Genomic DNA, 16,985 nt, shown 5'->3' with positions numbered 1-16,985 from the left:
TTTTTACAAACTGTATTTTTATTGTGCTTTAGACACCATAAAAGCAACAGCGGCTTTAATATCTTCATCACTTGTGGTTACTGCACCCCCTTTTGGAGGCATAATCCCTACTTTACCTTGAAAACCATTGGTTGCATGTGTAAATAATAGTTCTAAGCCTTGAGCAATACGGTCTTGCCAAGCACTTGCATCGGCAAATTTGGGCGCGCCCATGACACCCGTGCCATGACAGGCAAAACAGGTACTATTATAAACGGCTTCCCCTTTGGCTAAATCATAAGCACTTAAATCAAGTTTTTTAGTAGCACTTGCTGTTTCAGCGGGTTTTGCTGCTTCAGGTTGTGGTGCAGTTGTAGCACTAGCAACAGGAGCGGGTGTTGTTTCAGCAGGTTTAGCTTCTGGTGCAGGTGTTGTCGTTGTTGCACTGCCTGTTTTGCCTTCCGCATTGTTCACCATGAAACGGATAGCTTCTTTAACTTCATCATCGCTTAACTGTGCTTGTCCCCCTTTTGCAGGCATGGCTTTAAATCCTTCAAGCGCATGTTTTTCTAGTATATCTAAGCCCTGCGCAATACGGGGAGCCCAATCTTCTTTATTGCCAAAACGAGGTGCATTGAGAACACCTGTACCATGGCAAGCGGTACAAACTGCCTTATAGGTTTTTTCACCAGGGGCTAAATTGCTCGCCTCTGCGGAAGCCGTTGCTGTTTCAGGTACTGCCCCAACATTAACTGCACCTATACGCTTAACACGTAATTCTATTGCACCAGCAGGTTCTTGAGGGGATGCTAAATAATAGTTGACACCCCAAATCAAGCTAATCGCAATAATAATCAATAATACTAATAGTAAAGCAAAGTTTCTCATGGAAACATCATCTTGATGGCTCACACTAATTCCCCTTCTAAATAGACAATGCTTGGTTTAAAAGCCGACATAATTTAAGGCTATCAGTATAACATAAGGCTTTTATTTAAGCAGATAGACGACCATGATTAAATCATGTACAATTTACGACTTAATTTCGTTACGCGCCCGTAGCTCAGCCCGGATAGAGCGTTGGCCTCCGGAGCCAAAGGTCACAGGTTCGAATCCTGTCGGGCGCGCCATCATTACTAAGCCCTGTATAGCCGCTTCCTCATTGTATTTCCTTATTACGCTCTAATTTCTCCGCCATTTTTTGCCATAAGCATTTACCGCCGCTAGCTTTATCAATGGCTATGAGCCGTTTTTGATGTGCTTCCATTTCTAACGCGGTCGCCGCAAGCACAACCAATGGTGGACGGTCAGCAGATAACCGCTTAATGACAACAGCAGCTTGTTGATTGGTTACGTTTTGTTGTTGCGTCCCCCCGCCTAATAAACTAGTTTGTCCCCCAGTCATCGCTAAATAAACGTCAGCCAACAATTCCGCATCTAACAATGCGCCATGCACTTCACGATGAGAATTATCAATACCGTATCGTTTACACAACGCATCTAAATTGGCTTTTTGTCCCGGAAACAACGTGCGAGCCATTTTAAGCGTGTCTGTGACCTTGCAATAGTCTTTCAGCGGCTGCCAATTTTGTTTTAAGGCTTGCAACTCATGATTAATAAAGCCTATATCAAAATCTGCGTTATGAATAATCAATTCCGCATCACGGATAAAGTGCATAAAATCTTGTACAATTTCAACAAATTTTGGCTTGTCTTGAAGAAACTCCGCAGTAATACCGTGAATCGCTATAGAATCTTCAGGCACATCACGCTCAGGATTAAGATAGCAATGAAAATGGTTTTTAGTCGGGCGACGATTAACGATTTCAATACAACCAATTTCAATGATTTTATGTCCCTCTTTGGGACTTAATCCCGTCGTTTCTGTATCCAATACAATTTGACGCATCACTTCTCCCCATTGCTACACGCACCACACAATATCTATTTATATTTTCTCTTTTAATGCATCTAATAAGCGTTGATGTACATTATCAAATCCGCCATTACTCATAATAATAATATGGTCATTTGGACGACCAATAAGACTAAGTTGTTGCACAATCGCTTCCGTATCGCCAAATAAATCGGCGTGTGGCAACGCACTGACCATTTTAGCAAGCGACCAACCCAACTGTGGTGATTGATAAAATAAAACAATATCCGCTTGTTGTAATGCTGGCGCGAGTTCATCCTGAAAACAGCCCATTTTCATCGTATTCGAGCGGGGTTCTAACACCGCAATAATTCGTGCTGTACCAACCCGTTTACGTAATGCATCTAAGGTGACACGAATTGCTGTCGGATGATGAGCAAAATCATCATAAACACTAATCTGGTTGACCGTCCCCCGTAATTCTAAACGACGCTTTACACTCTTAAAATAGCTTAAAGATTCACAAGCTTGCTGAGGTATAATACCAACATGTCGGCTCGCAATAATTGCGGCTAATGCATTATTTACATTATGTTCCCCGCAAAGTTCCCAATTGACTACGCCTTGTCGTTTGCCACGATGATAAACTTCAAAGGCACTGCCATCTATTGTTAATAATTTAGCTTGCCACTCAGCATTTACATGATTAAAAGAATCAGTTGGTGTCCAACACCCTTGTTGTAACACTTGATTCAAACTGGCTTCTTGTCCGTTATAAATAATTAAACCATTATTGGGAACGGTGCGGACTAAGTGATGAAATTGGCGTTGAATTGACGCTAAATCGGGATAAATATCCGCATGGTCAAATTCTAAATTATTTAAAATAAGGGTATGCGGGCAATAATGGACAAATTTGGCTCGTTTATCAAAAAAAGCCGTGTCATATTCATCCGCCTCCACAACAAAAAAAGGAACATCACCCAATCGTGCGGACACACCAAAATTTTCAGGCAATCCCCCAATTAAAAAACCACAGGCTAAACCTGCATCCGCTAAAATCCACGCGACCATACTACTGGTTGTCGTTTTTCCATGTGTACCTGCAATAGCAACAACCCAACGCGCTTGCAATACCTCTTCGGCTAACCACTGCGCACCAGAAATATAGGGAATACCCTGATTTAATACAGCTTCAACGGCGGGATTTCCCCGTGATAAAGCGTTACCAATAATGACGCAATCAGGACGGGGTGTTAAATGCTCAGCCAGATAGCCTTGTTTACATTCAATCCCTTGTGCGGCTAACTGGGTACTCATGGGCGGGTAAACTGCTGCATCAGAACCTACAACCGTATGTCCTAATTGTTTGGCAAGTACTGCAAGCCCCGCCATGAATGTGCCACAAATGCCTAAAATATGTATGTGCATAATTTATTGTAATAATATGGTTATTTGACCCAATATAGTTGCGACCAAACTCAGGGCAATAAAAGTCACGATAACCGCAGAAAAAATAGTTAAATCTAATGCTTGCCGTAAAATATGAACATAAACAGCTAATTGCCAAATTACAATAGCAATTAATAAAATAGCTGAAAAATCTATTGTTTCATCATTTATTTGCTGAGAATAAAGCCACAGACCAACAGGCATACTCAATAAGCCAAATAAACTACCTGTACCTGCAACAGCACTTAATGTTTGTAAAATACGGCTAGAAAAATTAACTATATACAATAGACTAGCGATAACAAGGCAAATTAGCGCAATTTCTATCACACTGAGCAATAACGCAGTCGGAAAATCATTTTGGGTTAGTAATAAAGGGACATTCATGACAACATACGCAATCATGCTTCCCCAAAGCAAGATAGGCGAATAGGGTAAATGTTGCGGGGCAGACTTGAAACGACAGATATTAAAAAATAATATCCCTAAGTTGAGAAAAATATTCATAATAAGTGGGATTGATTAGAGCCTGTCATCAAATAAGAAGGGTTAAAGGTTCAAGCTAAAAGAATCAAGGTAGAAGCCAAATAAACCCCACTTAAGAAATTCCTAGCGCGTTTATCATATCGTGTAGCTATTGCACGATATTGCTTTAATTTACCAAAGAAATGCTCGATTAAATAACGTGCCTTATAAAGAGCTTTATCATAATCAGGTGGATTTAAACGATTTTTCCTGTACGGAATCACAGGTTCTATGCTTTTCTGTTTTAAAACATCTCTAACCCGTTCATCAGCATCATAAGCCTTATCAGCCAATAAAGCGTTTGCCTTTATCTGAGGAATAAGAGCATCAGCCCCTTCAAGGTCGCTTGCCTGTCCCGCAGTCAAAAAAAAAGGGTCGGATTGCCCAGTGCGTCAACAACGGAGTTAATCTTGGTACTTAAACCCCCTGCGCTACGTCCAATGGCTTCATCCGCGCCACCACCACTACTATGTTGATGCGCTCTAACTATAGTGCTGTCTATCATGGCATATTCGTTATCAGCATCGGCACTTAGTATCTTGAAAACACGTTCCCAGACACCTTTCTGAGACCAACGACTGAAGCGGGTATGGACAACACGGAAATCACCAAAGCGTTCGGGAAGGTCGCGCCAAGGAATGCCACTGCGATAACGGAATAGAACAGCATCAATAAACAAGCGGTTATCTTTAGCCGTCATCCCGACATGTCCTTTACGCCCAGGGAGTAGCGGTTCTAGTTTTGACCATTGTTCATCGGTTAAGGCATAGCGACGACTCATTGTTTTATCCTTGGCGATATCTGGGTATATACCTATAATATAACACTTTTTACTATTTGATGACACGCTCTAAGCAGTTTTTTGGTGAGGTAGAAAGATAACACAATCTTCCATTATATGAGGAAGATTGTGTGTGCCGTATTCAAGGCGTTTTTAAGACTGTTTTTGCGAAAAAAACGATTTAGTAAAAAAGAAAATATTCACAATTAACTGCTTACCCCAACCCCATAATGACCAAAATTCAAAAGGACGAATCTCAACCTTATTTTCTAGCACGGCGGGGACTGCCCGTAGCGGAGATTCTATGGGTTTACCAGCCTGTCCGCGATGAATTTGCAGATTAGTCCGCACTAGCCATTCAGTGTAAACTCTTAATAAGGTATCATGCTGATGTGTCTGCGTTATTTCGGTTGAAATTGGCGTTTCAGTTGAGGGACGATAGTTAGACAACATAAACCATTCATCCATCGCAAATTGGGCTTCTTCTATCGCTAAACGTAATGATAAACCTTGTTGTGGGTTCATAGTAATTCGTGCTGATACCCGTTCTAAAACTTGTTTCGTCACCAACGCATGTTCTGCGGTTTGCAAATGGTACGTATTTAAATACTGTTGAATACGCGCAGTTATGTGTGGAGGAACAGGGTATTCTTTTTGAGAAACAGCTATTTCTTCGTGGGATTCCATTGATAACTCCATGTTTCGGTCAATACATCGTTACCACGTTTAAGAAATGCACGTAACTCCACAGAATTTTGCTCTTCCGTTTCTAACTCAAAAAATAACCGATAGCCTTTGCTAAAAACATTTCTCTGTACAACTTTATTGATAATTTTACCCTTAGAAGCAGAAACAACCCCCTCTAATGAGGTTTCAGGGGGTAAAGCATCAAATGCTGACCCACTAAAATCAACAACAAACTTGCGTAGTTTTTCATCACGGCTATCACTTCCCCCCCGCCCAATGCGCGTAGCAATAACACGTCCACCAGATTGTAATTGCTCATCTTTACCAATGAAACGAATACTATATTCAAAATTGAGTTCGCCACCTTTTTCCACAGGGGTTTCAGGAATCCAGAATAAAACGATATTATCATTACGTTCAGCATCTGTAGGAATTTCAACTAATTGAAATACCCCTTTTCCCCACGCGCCCAGCGGTTCAACCCACGCGCTAGGGCGTTGATGATAGAAAGATTCTAAATCTTGGTAATTGTTAAAGTCTTGGTCACGTTGCATTAAACCAAATCCTTTCGGATTTTCATCAGAAAAGGAACTAAGACGCAATTCTGGTGGATTATTTAAGGGTCGCCAAATCCATTCGCCTGTTCCATTTGCCATGAGTAACCCGTCAGAATCATGTACTTCTGGACGGAAATCATCTTGAAAACGGTCAGTATTTTCACCGTGGTAGAACATGCTGGTAAGTGGTGCAATCCCTAATTTTTCAACTTTCTCACGCGGAAAAATACTGGCTTTCACCGTAATCACCGTATCGATACCGGGTGATAAAATAAAACGATAGGCACCTGTGACACTTTTACTGTCTAACAAGGCATAAATTGTTAATGTTGTTGCATCTTTATCTGGTTTTTCTAACCAAAATTCGCGGAAATAGGGAAATTCTTCTCCCGTTACCGCACCTGTATTAATGGCTAAACCCCGAGCAGACAGTCCCCAATGTTGATTTTTTCCAACCGCCCGAAAATAACTTGCTCCCAGAAAAACCGCAAATTCGTTAAAATTTTGGTCGTCTGACAAAGGGTAAAATAATTGAAACCCAGCAAAACCTAATGATGCAGGAATATCAGGCGGTAGTTGGGTTTTACCAAAGTTGAATAACTCACGATTGTATTCAATCGGGGTTACAATACCCTGATCAATAATATTCAGTTTTACTTGTTTGTTATACAAAAAACCACGATGAAAAAAGCGTGAGATGAAGGGTAATTTATCCTTTATCCATAAAGATTTATCTTGACGAAAACGAATTTCCCGAAATTGATCATAATCGAGCGTGGCTAAATAATCAGGTAGGATTGCTGTACTGTCTTCTTTATAAGGCTGTAACGCTAATTCGGCTGCTCGGCGGTGAATATTGGCGAAATTAAAATTATCCGTGACTTGAATTTTTTCCAGTGGAATTTCAGGCGTTGCATTCACTACCGTGAGAAAACAAGGCGCGCAATATAATGTACTAATTAAGGAAAGTAAAAAAAGGGGTCGTTTCACCATTGTGCTAACTCATTAGAAAAGGTTTATAGGAAGGACAAATCATTATATTTTTACCCAATATCATTTAGGTTTTTTTGACACAAAAATAGCTGCTTCCTTTCACTATTCCAGTGTTTATAAAGTATATTGTGCTTATCTTTAATGGGGTTACTGTTAGATAATTTATGCGGGAATTTGATAGTGTTCACAGAATGGAAAATCAAGATAAGACACATTGCGCCATTATATAGGATGTATAAAGAGGCTGTAGTGTATTAAAAATAATAATGCTAGATAAATTTTTAGTTATGCAATCAAGCGAGGATAAAATATTTGGTCGTAATTAAAGTATGTAGGATGAAAAAAATCTTTCTTTTTAGAATGTCGATTTATTATTTTCCCTTTGAAAAAGATGTAAAGGACGATTAAATTAACCATCTACTCTATTATTTTCAGGATTGTCTATGATGCACCCACAGTGGCAAACGTTACTCAAACACGCCATTTTAGGGACTGACCAACAACCTTATGTCCCGCCTACGACAGAAGATGCGCTAACGCCCTTATGTCAACAATTAGCCGATAGACCTTCCGAAGCACAGTTATTAGCAACCGCTGCTTTACTACAGGTATATCAACAGGTTGGTAAAACACCTTCAAAAACTGAACAAGTCCCCATTATTGCGTGTGAGCCAGAACTGCTACCCGTTTGTAGCCCCAAAGCAATACAACATTTAGATTTGATTTTGTTAAAAACGCGATATTGGGAAGACTTATTAATTGAATGGTCAGACCTTGTTTACCATGCTCACCAAATAGTCCCTGCGCGCTATTTACTCGCTTTATTCAGTATATTAGAAAGTAATGTTGCATTACGTCAACGACTGCCTAGTGCTATTTTTGGCAAGCGCGGCGCGTGGCTAAGCCAGTTTAATCCGACGTGGCGCAATGTTTTTATTCCCGATGAGTTAAACGAAGAAAACTGGACCAGTGCATTATCCACTGGACGTGCAAAGTGGCTGGAAAAAATTCGAGCAACAGACCCTACAAAAGTTCGTCAGTTATTAGAAAGCACATGGGCAACAGAATCAGCCAAAGAAAAACAACTCTTTTTACCCTTGTTCCGTCAACACTTAAGTCTTGATGACGAAGCCTTTTTAATGAAGTGTCAAGGTGATAGAAGTCAATTAGTAAGCCTAATCGCGACACAACTTTTAGGCGAAATTGAATCGTCTTTTTCACAAATCATTTTAACGTGCATAGACAACTATTTAAGTTTTAATACAAAGAAAAAACTGCAAGTTACACTGCCAGAAACTTTTGATAACGAATGGAAAAAATGGGGTATTTCTGAAAAAAATACACCTTATGGCATGGGAGAAAAAATGGGGTGGCTATACCATTTATTAACCTTGATAAGCCCAACGATGCTTTTACGTCATTGGAATATAAATATCGAGACGTTATTTAAAGCCATGAAGCAAAACGAGTTTGCTGACGCATTATATCAAGCACTGGAAGAATCCGTGATAGCGCATCAGGATAAAGCAGGCGCTATCTTCTTTATTCATAACAGCAAACGAAATTTTTTTGGTCAATTTACAAAGCTTGCCGATGCCGTTAATTTAACCGATAGTGAACGGGAAACGTTATTATTGACCTATCTGGAAAAGCAAAAAGATAAAAAAGGGCTGCTTGATCAAGCAACATTTCTGCAAGTTGCTGATGCTATTAAAGGTAGTTTTTCGCTATCGCTTAGCCGATATGTTTTACACAACCTGTTAGAAGAATGGTTAAAAGAGCAAACATTCTATTACACCGCTTCTATTTTAGAAAAAGCGGCTTGTAAACTTGCGCCTGAAACCTACCCTGAAATACCTGCCCACTTGCACCAAATACTGGTTGAAAAAATGCCTAATATTTCAGGCATTGAACTATTTTTAAAGCATTATGAATCGCGTTTTCATAACCTACAGGAATTTACGTCATGAATGCATTAAGGGAACATGCTGAACAGCAATTCGCGGAAGAGTTAGAAAATCTGAAAAAAGTCGATAAACGTCCGCGTCCACCTAATTGGCATTTATCCCCATGGGCGGTTGCCACTTATTTATTAGGGGGAAAATTAGAAAATAAATTTGAAATTACGCCTAAATACATTGGTAATCGCCGTTTAATAGAAATCGCCATTGCAACCTTAACAACCGACCGTGCTTTATTACTCTATGGTGTTCCCGGAACGGCAAAATCCTATGTATCTGAACAGTTAAGCGCGGCAATTTGTGGCGATTCCACTTTTCTGATTCAAGGAACAGCAGGCACTAGTGAAGAATCTATCCGTTATGGTTGGAACTATGCTGAATTATTAGCAAAAGGGCCATCAAGCCGTGCATTGGTTGCAAGCCCCATGATGCGCGGGATGGAATTAGGAAAGATTGTTCGCCTTGAAGAATTAACCCGTATTCCTGCCGATGTGCAAGATACATTAATTACTATTTTATCTGAAAAAGTTCTACCTATTCCTGAGTTAAGTAGCGAAGTACAAGCACAACGCGGTTTTAACATTATCGCTACTGCAAATAACCGTGATAAAGGCGTAAATGAACCCTCAAGCGCGTTAAAACGTCGGTTTAATACAGTCATACTACCGCTACCCGCTACCTTAGAAGAGGAAGTAACTATCGTACAAAAACGGGTCATGGAATTAGGGCGAGCATTAACCCTACCCGCTGAACCACCCGCACTGGCTGAAATTCGTCGTGTGGTTACTATTTTCCGCGAGCTACGTAATGGCGTTACCGAAAATGGCAAAACCAAGCTAAAATCCCCTACCAGCACCTTAAGCACAGCAGAAGCTATTTCTGTGATGAATAACGGATGGAGTTTGGCTGCTCACTTTGGTGATGGCACGATTGACGCGAATGATTTAGCGTCTAGTCTGGTTGGTGCGGTGGTGAAAGACCCTGTGCAAGACAGCGTAATATGGCGAGAATATTTAGAAACGGTTGTAAAAGAGCGCAATGACTGGAAAGATTTATACCGTCATTGTCGGGAGTTGAGCTAATAAGTTAAGGGTTATCTGAATCAAAATTCTCAGAACTCCCAGAATTTAAAGACAAGAAAAATGTCTTTTTCAGATAGCCTCTTATTTTTAGGCAAAAAAAAACGACGCACTATCTCTCTATAATGCGTCGCATTCCCTTTCTAGGCTTGCTGGGAAAAAAAGTTGCTCAGGAGTTTACGAGCTTACTACGGTCTAACTATCTACTACAAAGCGGTTAATAATTTTACTTTTTGTCCTGCGTGCAATTTATGCGTTCCCGCAGTAACAACCCATTGTCCATCTTCCAAACCAGTTACAACGGTGACCTGATTATTGTGATAATTACCGAGTTTTACAAGAACCTGCTTAACAGTTTGACTTTTTTGGTCAACAACCCAGACACTGGCTTGTTCCCCTTGTGCATACAGTGCGGACAATGGCAATAACGCCACATTTTCAGTCCCGGCTTTTTGTAAAGCAACCGTTGCAGTCATCCCGAGATGAATAGTCTCATCCGCATCAAGAATGCTAACGCGCACTGCATAAGTCCGAGTACTGGCATCTGCACTGGGAGAAATTTCACGAATAGTGCCATGCCATTGTTTTTCAGGATAAGCCCACAACGCAATCACGACATTATTCGCAGATTTAAGCTGTGCTAATTGATTTTCAGGCACACTGATTTCTACTTCTTTTTCCTGTGGGCGGGCAATACTCACTACACTTTGTCCTGCATTCACCACTTCGCCTGCTTCCGCAGAAACCTGCATGACAACACCCTCTTTATCTGCGTATAAATCAGTATAAACAGTTTGATTTTCTTGCACTTCTAAGCTGGCTTTTACCTGTTTTAAACGGGCGGCTGCAGTATTGTGTTTATTAAGGACCGCATCATAATCATTACGGCTAATAACCCCTTTTTCGACAAGACTCGCATAACGTTTTAAATCCGCTTGCGCTTTGACTAAATCGGCTTGAGCAGAATTAACTTCTGCACGACTACTTAAAACGGTCAATTGATAATCAGTAGGGTCTATACGCGCCAGTAATTGTCCTTTTTTTACCCTATCACCAACATCTACCTTACGTTCAATGATTTTACCACCAACGCGAAACCCTAAATCAGTGATATAACGCGCTTTAACTTCACCCGCATAATGATTGGTTTCATCCACAGGATTAAAAACAACCTGCTCCGCACGGACAGGGCGAACTTCTTCAACCGCCGTTACTTTTTCTTCTGCTTGGAGATCACAACCAGCAACACCGATAACAGCAAGCACTAATACCGTTGGTTTAAGTAAAGGGGATTTGAAGGTAAACATTGCATTTCTCCGCACAAATTAACTGGGGACAAGACAATAAAGAAACTTTCTGTTAATTTTTGACTAATAGTCAAATTTTAGCTGTAAGTATTTTTTTGTCAAGATGTGCGATAAAGAAATATCAGACCATTTGCAAAAGTGGCACAGAAAAACGCCACTGTAACCTATAGAGTTTATATATTTTAATGATTTTAATTAAAATTTTTAACATCACATGCCTCACTAAAAAGGCTATTAAAAAACTAAGTGTAGATTCTGCTAGTCTTGATTCAGGTGATTTCACTTATACCCCTAGAAAAAAATCATCTATAACATTGCAAGAAAACACTTATACAATCGTGCGTTTGTTACATATCAATAGGAGGAATAATGCGTTTTTTCACACTAATCTTAAGCCTCTTCACCTTCATTACGCCACTCTTAGCGGCTGAATTTTCTCCCGATATTCCATTAGATATTACCAAACCTTCTTATGCAAACCCTTGGAAGCGTTATAAAGATTGGGCAAAAGAAGACTGGAAAACCTTTAATACCCTAACCGAATCGACCTCGCCCGCTGTCGGTGGTCTAAAAAAAATAGATAAGCCCATTGAAGGTAACGCCGACAATGGTAAAAAACTGGTTGCTGACCGTTCACGGGGGGGCGGTTGTTATGCGTGTCATGTGATGCCGGGTGCAACACTACCGGGCAATGTCGCGCCTGATTTATCAACCGTTGCGACATGGGGACGAACAGATGAGCATCTCTTTAATTATATTGATGACCCGCGTCGTTATAACCCTACAACCGTGATGCCTCCTTGGGGGGCGCACCAAGTATTTACTGAAGCGGAAATCATGGATATTGTCAGCTATTTAAAAACTTTAAAAACGCCCAGTAAATTTGCTGATAATAAAGAAAATCCACAAACGCGCCCTGTTCCTGTGGAAGATAGAGATAATTTAGACCCCTTTGAAAATCCGGGTATGTTTGGTACAGAATTAGGAACAAGCTTATTTAATAAAGTTGGTGCAACAGGTAAATCCTGTGCATCGTGCCATGAAAATGCGACTAAAACATTTCAACAATGGGCTGTAACTATGCCTAAATATGAGCCGCGATTGAAGAAAATCATGGGCGTTGAAGAGTTTATTACCCGTCATGCACGCGCGACAACAGGGGAAGAATATCTTGCACAATCCACAGAAAATCTAGGGTTAGCGATTTATTTGCGTTACCTAGCCAATGGACAAACCATTCAAATTAAAGCAGAGGATGCCAACACCAAGGCGGCTTTACAACGTGCTGAACAACTTATGAAGCGCAAGATTGGACAACTGAATTTTTCCTGCAATGATTGCCATGATTTTGGTGCAAATCATTGGATTCGTGGGCAATATTTATCTGGTTTAACGGGCATGATAGACCATTTTCCCACCTATCGCACCAGCCGTGCGGAGATTTGGGATATTCGAAAACGCCTACAATGGTGTGGTGTCGCTATTCGAGCCAATGAATTACCGCCTGATGCAGCCGTATATGGTGATATTGAGTTATATTTAATGCAAGTTAATAATGGTAAAGTGTTTTCTGTCCCCGGTATTCGGCATTAATAAACCCGCCTTCATCACAGTAACACGGATAGCATGGCTTTAATCCGTGTTATTTGTAAAAACTAAAGTAACCCGAGAGTGCGTTAGGTCTCTATTTTTACACCATAACGTACTATCGGACTGTAACCCGCCTCTTTTCAAAATAATCGCCATGATGTTTTAAAACCCTGTTGGTTTTCAAGATTTACGAGATTTTTTGTTTAATTTATTGTTTTTATATAAAATATCATACTTATACATCATAAAATTTGCTAATTAATACACATTGCACGAGCGGTGTGTTCATGCGATTATCCCTTGTGTTCTCTCATTTCCTCTTTTCCCATGATATTTCATGAGAATTGGCAGGAATTTCACATAAATTCAAGTTATTAAAACTTCATAGTGGTTTAATAAACTCGCTAACATACAACCGTCATAGAGGGGCTTGCGATGGAGTATTTTTTACAGCAACTTATCAATGGTGTAACACTGGGCGCGATTTATGGCTTAATTGCTATTGGTTATTCAATGGTTTATGGCATTATCGGCATGATTAATTTTGCGCACGGTGACATTTTTATGATAGGTGCGTTTACAGGATTAATTGCCTTATTGGTGCTAGGGGCGACGGGCATTACATGGATACCGCTAGCATTATTACTGACGTTAGTCATCGCGATGTTACTCACCGCCGTATATGGCTGGACCATTGAACGCTTGGCTTATCGACCATTACGGGGTTCGTTTCGGCTTGCGCCCCTTATTTCTGCAATAGGCATGTCCATTTTTTTACAAAACTATGTGCAATTGTTTCAAGGGGCGCGAGTGCGTCCATTACCTCCTTTTATAGAAGGCGGCTTTACGCTTGTTGAAACAAATGGTTATAGTGTTGTATTAAGCTACATGCAAATTATTATCATCGTCACAACCCTTGTATTAATGACAGGGTTTACGGTGTTAATTCATCATACAAATATTGGCCGTGCGCAACGGGCTTGTGAACAGGATATAACTATGGCGGCATTATTAGGCATTAATGTTGACCGCACTATATCCCTCACGTTTGTAATAGGCGCGGCACTTGCGGCTGTCGCAGGCGTGATGTTTTTATTATTTTATGGTGTGATTGATTTTTTTATCGGTTTTTCCGCAGGGATTAAAGCCTTTACCGCTGCTGTTTTAGGCGGCATTGGTTCGTTACCGGGTGCAATGTTAGGCGGGCTGTTAATTGGTTTAATTGAAGTATTATGGTCTGCGTATTTTTCGGTTGAATATAAAGATGTTGCAGCATTTACCATCTTAGTATTAGTGCTGATATTTCGTCCTACAGGCTTATTGGGTAAACCTGAAGTGGAGAAAGTATAATGTCAAGTGTCACTGATACGCCTATTTTTTTTTGGAAAGCCGTTATTAAAGAAGCCAGTGTGGCTGCTCTGATTGCCTTAGGGCTGAGTTTATTAATGATAGGTGTGCGTCCCATAGACCAAGCAGGTGGATTAGGTCTAAGTACGCGCTGGGATTGGGTGGTTATTGCGGTTCTTTCTGTCTTTACAGGACGTTTTCTCCTTGCTAGCTATTGGCAATTGCGTCGTCAACAGTATTTTTCTTTCCCCAGTGTTTCTTTAAATATTCCCCGCCCTTTATTTCGTATCGCAAATTTATTCATTGCACTGATGTTTATCGTGCTTGCTTTTGCATTGCCGTTTTTTAGCTTTGTTGACCGTTATGTATTAGATATTGCAACCCTAGTTTTAACCTACATTATGTTGGGTTGGGGATTAAATATTGTTGTTGGCTTAGCGGGATTGCTCGATTTGGGTTATGTCGGATTTTATGCTGTTGGTGCATATTCTTTTGCCTTGCTTTCTACCCATTTTGGGTTAAGTTTTTGGATGTGTTTACCTTTAGCGGGCATTTTTGGGGGTTTATTTGGTATTTTACTGGGTTATCCTGTCCTCCGCTTACGGGGCGACTATCTCGCCATTGTTACGCTAGGATTTGGGGAAATTATCCGCGTCGTTCTGCTTAACTGGTATCAATTCACGGGCGGCCCTAACGGAGTTTCGGATATTCCACGACCGAGTTTTTTCGGTTTAGAATTTACGCGCACGCCTGAAGAAGGAATGTATGCGTTTCACACCTTTTTTAATCTTGAGTTTTCACCGCTCCATCGAATTATTTTCCTTTATTACGTTATTTTGTGCATGGCATTATTGACCAATTTTTTTACCTTACGTACTCGTAAACTCCCTATTGGGCGGGCGTGGGAAGCGTTGCGCGAAGATGAAATTGCCTGTCGTTCATTGGGGATGAATCCAACCAATATTAAACTAACGGCGTTTGGAATTGGTGCAATGTTTGGCGGGTTTGCAGGAGCATTTTTTGCGACACGTCAAGGTTTTATCAGTCCTGAAAGTTTCAGCTTTGTCGAATCTGCCTTGATTTTAGCCATTGTCGTTTTAGGTGGCATGGGGCGACAAATGGGTGTAGTCATTGCGGCGATTATCTTAATTGGCTTGACTGAGTTTTTCCGCGAATTACAAGAATATCGGATGTTAGCCTTTGGTGGGGGAATGGTGTTAATTATGGTCTGGCGACCGCGTGGTTTGCTTTCACACCGCGACCCAACCATCTTGTTACACGGACGCTATACCAACACGCAAACAGAACAGGGCTAAACGATGATGAATACGTTACTCAGCGTTGAACATCTGACCATGCGTTTTAGTGGTTTGATTGCCATTGATGATGTCTCTTTTCGTGCGCAGCCGCAACAAATCACCGCAATCATTGGTCCAAATGGTGCGGGTAAAACGACGCTGTTCAATTGCTTAACAGGTTTTTATAGCCCAACGGCTGGACAACTAAAACTTTGTTATGAAGAAAAATCCTTTCTACTAGAACGCCTGCGTGGATTTGAAATCACACGGGATGCGAGAGTTGTGCGCACGTTTCAAAATATCCGCTTGTTTCCTGCTATGTCAGTGTTAGAAAATTTGATTGTTGCGCAACATAATCAACTGATGCGTGCATCGGGGTTTACTTTTAAAGGCTTATTTGGATTTCGCAGCTATCAACAGGCTGAACGGGCTGCGTTAGACCTTGCTTGTTACTGGTTAGAACGGATTGACTTATTAAATTATGCGGATACGCCTGCGGGGAGTTTGCCTTATGGGGCGCAACGTAAGTTAGAAATTGCCCGTGCAATGTGTACTTGTCCTAAATTACTCTGTTTAGACGAACCCGCCGCTGGTTTAAACCCGTCAGAATCTCTGGCCTTGAGTGAGTTATTACTGTTTATCAAGCAACAACATGATGTTGGTATCTTATTGATTGAGCATGATATGCAGGTCGTAATGGATATTTCTGACCATATTATTGTATTGGACTACGGACGCAAAATTGCACAAGGCACGCCCGCAGAAATTCGCGTAAATCCCGTTGTTATCGCTGCTTATTTAGGCGAAGAAGTGGTAGGAGGACAAGCATGAGTTTATTGAGCGTTGCGGGTGTACATACTTATTACGGCAATATTCACGCGCTACATGGAATTCATTTAGACGTGCAGGCGGGAGAAATTGTTACTTTAATCGGCGCAAATGGTGCGGGTAAATCCACGTTATTAATGACTATTTGTGGCAATCCGCGTGCGGCTGCAGGAACGATAAAATTTAAAGAGCAAGATATTACTTATTTGCCTACCCATGAAATTATTCGTTTAGGCATTGCGCACGCACCTGAAGGCCGGCGAATTTTCTCCCGCATGACGGTGATGGAGAATCTACAATTGGGCGCGCAAGAATCTCCTTATTTTGATAGCGATTTAGAGCGGATTTTTAGCCTTTTTCCACGCCTAAAAGAACGACAGTTTCAACGAGGTGGCACAATGTCGGGTGGAGAACAGCAAATGTTAGCCATTGCCCGCGCCTTAATGAGTCGTCCACAATTATTGTTATTGGATGAACCCTCATTAGGACTTGCACCGCTGATTGTAAAGCAGATTTTTGAAGTGATTAAAGAAATTAATGAAAAAGAAAATGTGACGGTTTTTTTAATTGAACAAAACGCCTATCACGCGCTAAAACTGGCACATCGGGGCTATGTTTTGGTTAACGGACACATCACGCTAACAGGGACGGGACAGGAATTATTAGCGCATCCTGAAATTCGGACAGCGTATTTAGGCGGACAGTGATTTGATAAATCGGGGCGA

At 40.9% G+C, this 16,985-nt stretch carries 15 protein-coding genes and 1 tRNA gene; 8 read left to right on the top strand and 8 right to left on the bottom strand.

All coding sequences use genetic code 11. The features are described from left to right. Window positions 1-18 precede the first annotated feature (18 nt). Window positions 19-891 carry a c-type cytochrome gene (locus tag AL038_RS11230; protein ID WP_062152858.1) on the bottom strand — a complete coding sequence of 291 codons (873 nt, stop codon included), beginning with the start codon at window positions 889-891 and terminating at the stop codon, window positions 19-21. A 140-nt stretch (window positions 892-1,031) separates the two neighbouring features. Between AL038_RS11230 and AL038_RS11225 the strand changes: the two genes are divergently transcribed. Beyond that, a tRNA-Arg gene (locus AL038_RS11225) sits at window positions 1,032-1,109 on the top strand. Between the two features lie 29 nt (window positions 1,110-1,138). On the opposite strand, the gene dnaQ is transcribed toward AL038_RS11225, so the two are convergent. The 6 genes from dnaQ to AL038_RS11195 form a co-directional block, all read right to left on the bottom strand. Then, on the bottom strand, window positions 1,139-1,888 hold the full coding sequence (dnaQ, locus tag AL038_RS11220; RefSeq protein ID WP_062152857.1) for a DNA polymerase III subunit epsilon: 750 nt from the start codon (window positions 1,886-1,888) through the stop codon (window positions 1,139-1,141). A 39-nt stretch (window positions 1,889-1,927) separates the two neighbouring features. Next, complete coding sequence (mpl, locus tag AL038_RS11215; protein ID WP_062152855.1) at window positions 1,928-3,286, bottom strand: UDP-N-acetylmuramate:L-alanyl-gamma-D-glutamyl-meso-diaminopimelate ligase; 1,359 nt, start codon at window positions 3,284-3,286, stop codon at window positions 1,928-1,930. Between the two features lie 3 nt (window positions 3,287-3,289). Further along, window positions 3,290-3,814, bottom strand: coding sequence for a hypothetical protein (locus tag AL038_RS11210; RefSeq protein ID WP_145917097.1), 525 nt, complete (start codon window positions 3,812-3,814; stop codon window positions 3,290-3,292). A 50-nt stretch (window positions 3,815-3,864) separates the two neighbouring features. Beyond that, window positions 3,865-4,613, bottom strand: a protein-coding gene (locus AL038_RS11205; protein WP_201800079.1) for an IS5 family transposase whose coding sequence is annotated in 2 segments (ribosomal slippage) — window positions 3,865-4,199 and window positions 4,199-4,613 — 750 coding nt in all. Because the reading frame shifts where the segments join, the coding sequence is not laid out codon by codon here. A 153-nt stretch (window positions 4,614-4,766) separates the two neighbouring features. Further along, on the bottom strand, window positions 4,767-5,300 hold the full coding sequence (locus tag AL038_RS11200; RefSeq protein ID WP_062152851.1) for a hypothetical protein: 534 nt from the start codon (window positions 5,298-5,300) through the stop codon (window positions 4,767-4,769). Beyond that, window positions 5,279-6,850, bottom strand: coding sequence for an OpgD/OpgG family glucan biosynthesis protein (locus AL038_RS11195; RefSeq protein WP_062152849.1), 1,572 nt, complete (start codon window positions 6,848-6,850; stop codon window positions 5,279-5,281). Before AL038_RS11195 ends, AL038_RS11200 begins: the two co-directional genes overlap by 22 nt. A gap of 443 nt (window positions 6,851-7,293) precedes the next feature. Between AL038_RS11195 and AL038_RS11190 the strand changes: the two genes are divergently transcribed. Both AL038_RS11190 and AL038_RS11185 read left to right on the top strand, forming a co-directional pair. Then, window positions 7,294-8,820, top strand: a complete 1,527-nt coding sequence (locus AL038_RS11190) for a DUF5691 domain-containing protein (RefSeq protein ID WP_145917096.1) — start codon at window positions 7,294-7,296, stop codon at window positions 8,818-8,820. Beyond that, on the top strand, window positions 8,817-9,893 hold the full coding sequence (locus AL038_RS11185; protein WP_062152845.1) for an ATP-binding protein: 1,077 nt from the start codon (window positions 8,817-8,819) through the stop codon (window positions 9,891-9,893). Before AL038_RS11190 ends, AL038_RS11185 begins: the two co-directional genes overlap by 4 nt. 203 nt (window positions 9,894-10,096) lie before the next feature. Here the strand turns inward: AL038_RS11185 and AL038_RS11180 are convergent, their stop codons facing one another. Then, window positions 10,097-11,197: an efflux RND transporter periplasmic adaptor subunit gene (locus AL038_RS11180; protein WP_062152843.1), complete on the bottom strand. Its 1,101-nt coding sequence runs from the start codon at window positions 11,195-11,197 to the stop codon at window positions 10,097-10,099. Window positions 11,198-11,566: 369 nt separating this feature from the next. On the opposite strand from AL038_RS11180, the gene soxA reads away from it, so the two are divergent. The 5 genes from soxA to AL038_RS11155 all read left to right on the top strand — a co-directional run bounded on the left by soxA (window position 11,567) and on the right by AL038_RS11155 (window position 16,967). Continuing rightward, window positions 11,567-12,790, top strand: a complete 1,224-nt coding sequence (gene soxA / locus AL038_RS11175) for a sulfur oxidation c-type cytochrome SoxA (RefSeq protein WP_062152841.1) — start codon at window positions 11,567-11,569, stop codon at window positions 12,788-12,790. Window positions 12,791-13,222: 432 nt separating this feature from the next. Next, entirely contained in the window at window positions 13,223-14,137 is a 915-nt protein-coding gene (locus tag AL038_RS11170; protein WP_062152839.1) for an ABC transporter permease subunit, read from the top strand. Beyond that, window positions 14,137-15,450 carry a high-affinity branched-chain amino acid ABC transporter permease LivM gene (livM, locus tag AL038_RS11165; RefSeq protein WP_062152836.1) on the top strand — a complete coding sequence of 438 codons (1,314 nt, stop codon included), beginning with the start codon at window positions 14,137-14,139 and terminating at the stop codon, window positions 15,448-15,450. Before AL038_RS11170 ends, livM begins: the two co-directional genes overlap by 1 nt. Window positions 15,451-15,453: 3 nt before the next feature. Further along, window positions 15,454-16,263 carry an ABC transporter ATP-binding protein gene (locus AL038_RS11160; RefSeq protein WP_145917095.1) on the top strand — a complete coding sequence of 270 codons (810 nt, stop codon included), beginning with the start codon at window positions 15,454-15,456 and terminating at the stop codon, window positions 16,261-16,263. Beyond that, entirely contained in the window at window positions 16,260-16,967 is a 708-nt protein-coding gene (locus AL038_RS11155; protein WP_062152834.1) for an ABC transporter ATP-binding protein, read from the top strand. The genes AL038_RS11160 and AL038_RS11155 overlap by 4 nt, the downstream gene beginning before the upstream one ends. The last annotated feature ends 18 nt before the right edge of the window (window positions 16,968-16,985 follow it).

Source organism: Beggiatoa leptomitoformis (assembly GCF_001305575.3).
GTDB lineage: Bacteria > Pseudomonadota > Gammaproteobacteria > Beggiatoales > Beggiatoaceae > Beggiatoa > Beggiatoa leptomitoformis.
Note: the sequence above shows the minus strand (reverse complement) of the source record. Positions and strands in the feature narration are given on the sequence as shown.

What these genes read in the sequence shown, in the direction of transcription:
- dnaQ (WP_062152857.1), bottom strand. Translation starts at nt 1,888, where the DNA reads ATGCGTCAAATTGTATTGGATACAGAAACGACGGGATTAAGTCCCAAA.
- mpl (WP_062152855.1), bottom strand. Translation starts at nt 3,286, where the DNA reads ATGCACATACATATTTTAGGCATTTGTGGCACATTCATGGCGGGGCTT.
- AL038_RS11210 (WP_145917097.1), bottom strand. Translation starts at nt 3,814, where the DNA reads ATGAATATTTTTCTCAACTTAGGGATATTATTTTTTAATATCTGTCGT.
- AL038_RS11200 (WP_062152851.1), bottom strand. Translation starts at nt 5,300, where the DNA reads ATGGAATCCCACGAAGAAATAGCTGTTTCTCAAAAAGAATACCCTGTT.
- AL038_RS11195 (WP_062152849.1), bottom strand. Translation starts at nt 6,850, where the DNA reads ATGGTGAAACGACCCCTTTTTTTACTTTCCTTAATTAGTACATTATAT.
- AL038_RS11190 (WP_145917096.1), top strand. Translation starts at nt 7,294, where the DNA reads ATGATGCACCCACAGTGGCAAACGTTACTCAAACACGCCATTTTAGGG.
- AL038_RS11185 (WP_062152845.1), top strand. Translation starts at nt 8,817, where the DNA reads ATGAATGCATTAAGGGAACATGCTGAACAGCAATTCGCGGAAGAGTTA.
- AL038_RS11180 (WP_062152843.1), bottom strand. Translation starts at nt 11,197, where the DNA reads ATGTTTACCTTCAAATCCCCTTTACTTAAACCAACGGTATTAGTGCTT.
- soxA (WP_062152841.1), top strand. Translation starts at nt 11,567, where the DNA reads ATGCGTTTTTTCACACTAATCTTAAGCCTCTTCACCTTCATTACGCCA.
- AL038_RS11170 (WP_062152839.1), top strand. Translation starts at nt 13,223, where the DNA reads ATGGAGTATTTTTTACAGCAACTTATCAATGGTGTAACACTGGGCGCG.
- livM (WP_062152836.1), top strand. Translation starts at nt 14,137, where the DNA reads ATGTCAAGTGTCACTGATACGCCTATTTTTTTTTGGAAAGCCGTTATT.
- AL038_RS11160 (WP_145917095.1), top strand. Translation starts at nt 15,454, where the DNA reads ATGATGAATACGTTACTCAGCGTTGAACATCTGACCATGCGTTTTAGT.
- AL038_RS11155 (WP_062152834.1), top strand. Translation starts at nt 16,260, where the DNA reads ATGAGTTTATTGAGCGTTGCGGGTGTACATACTTATTACGGCAATATT.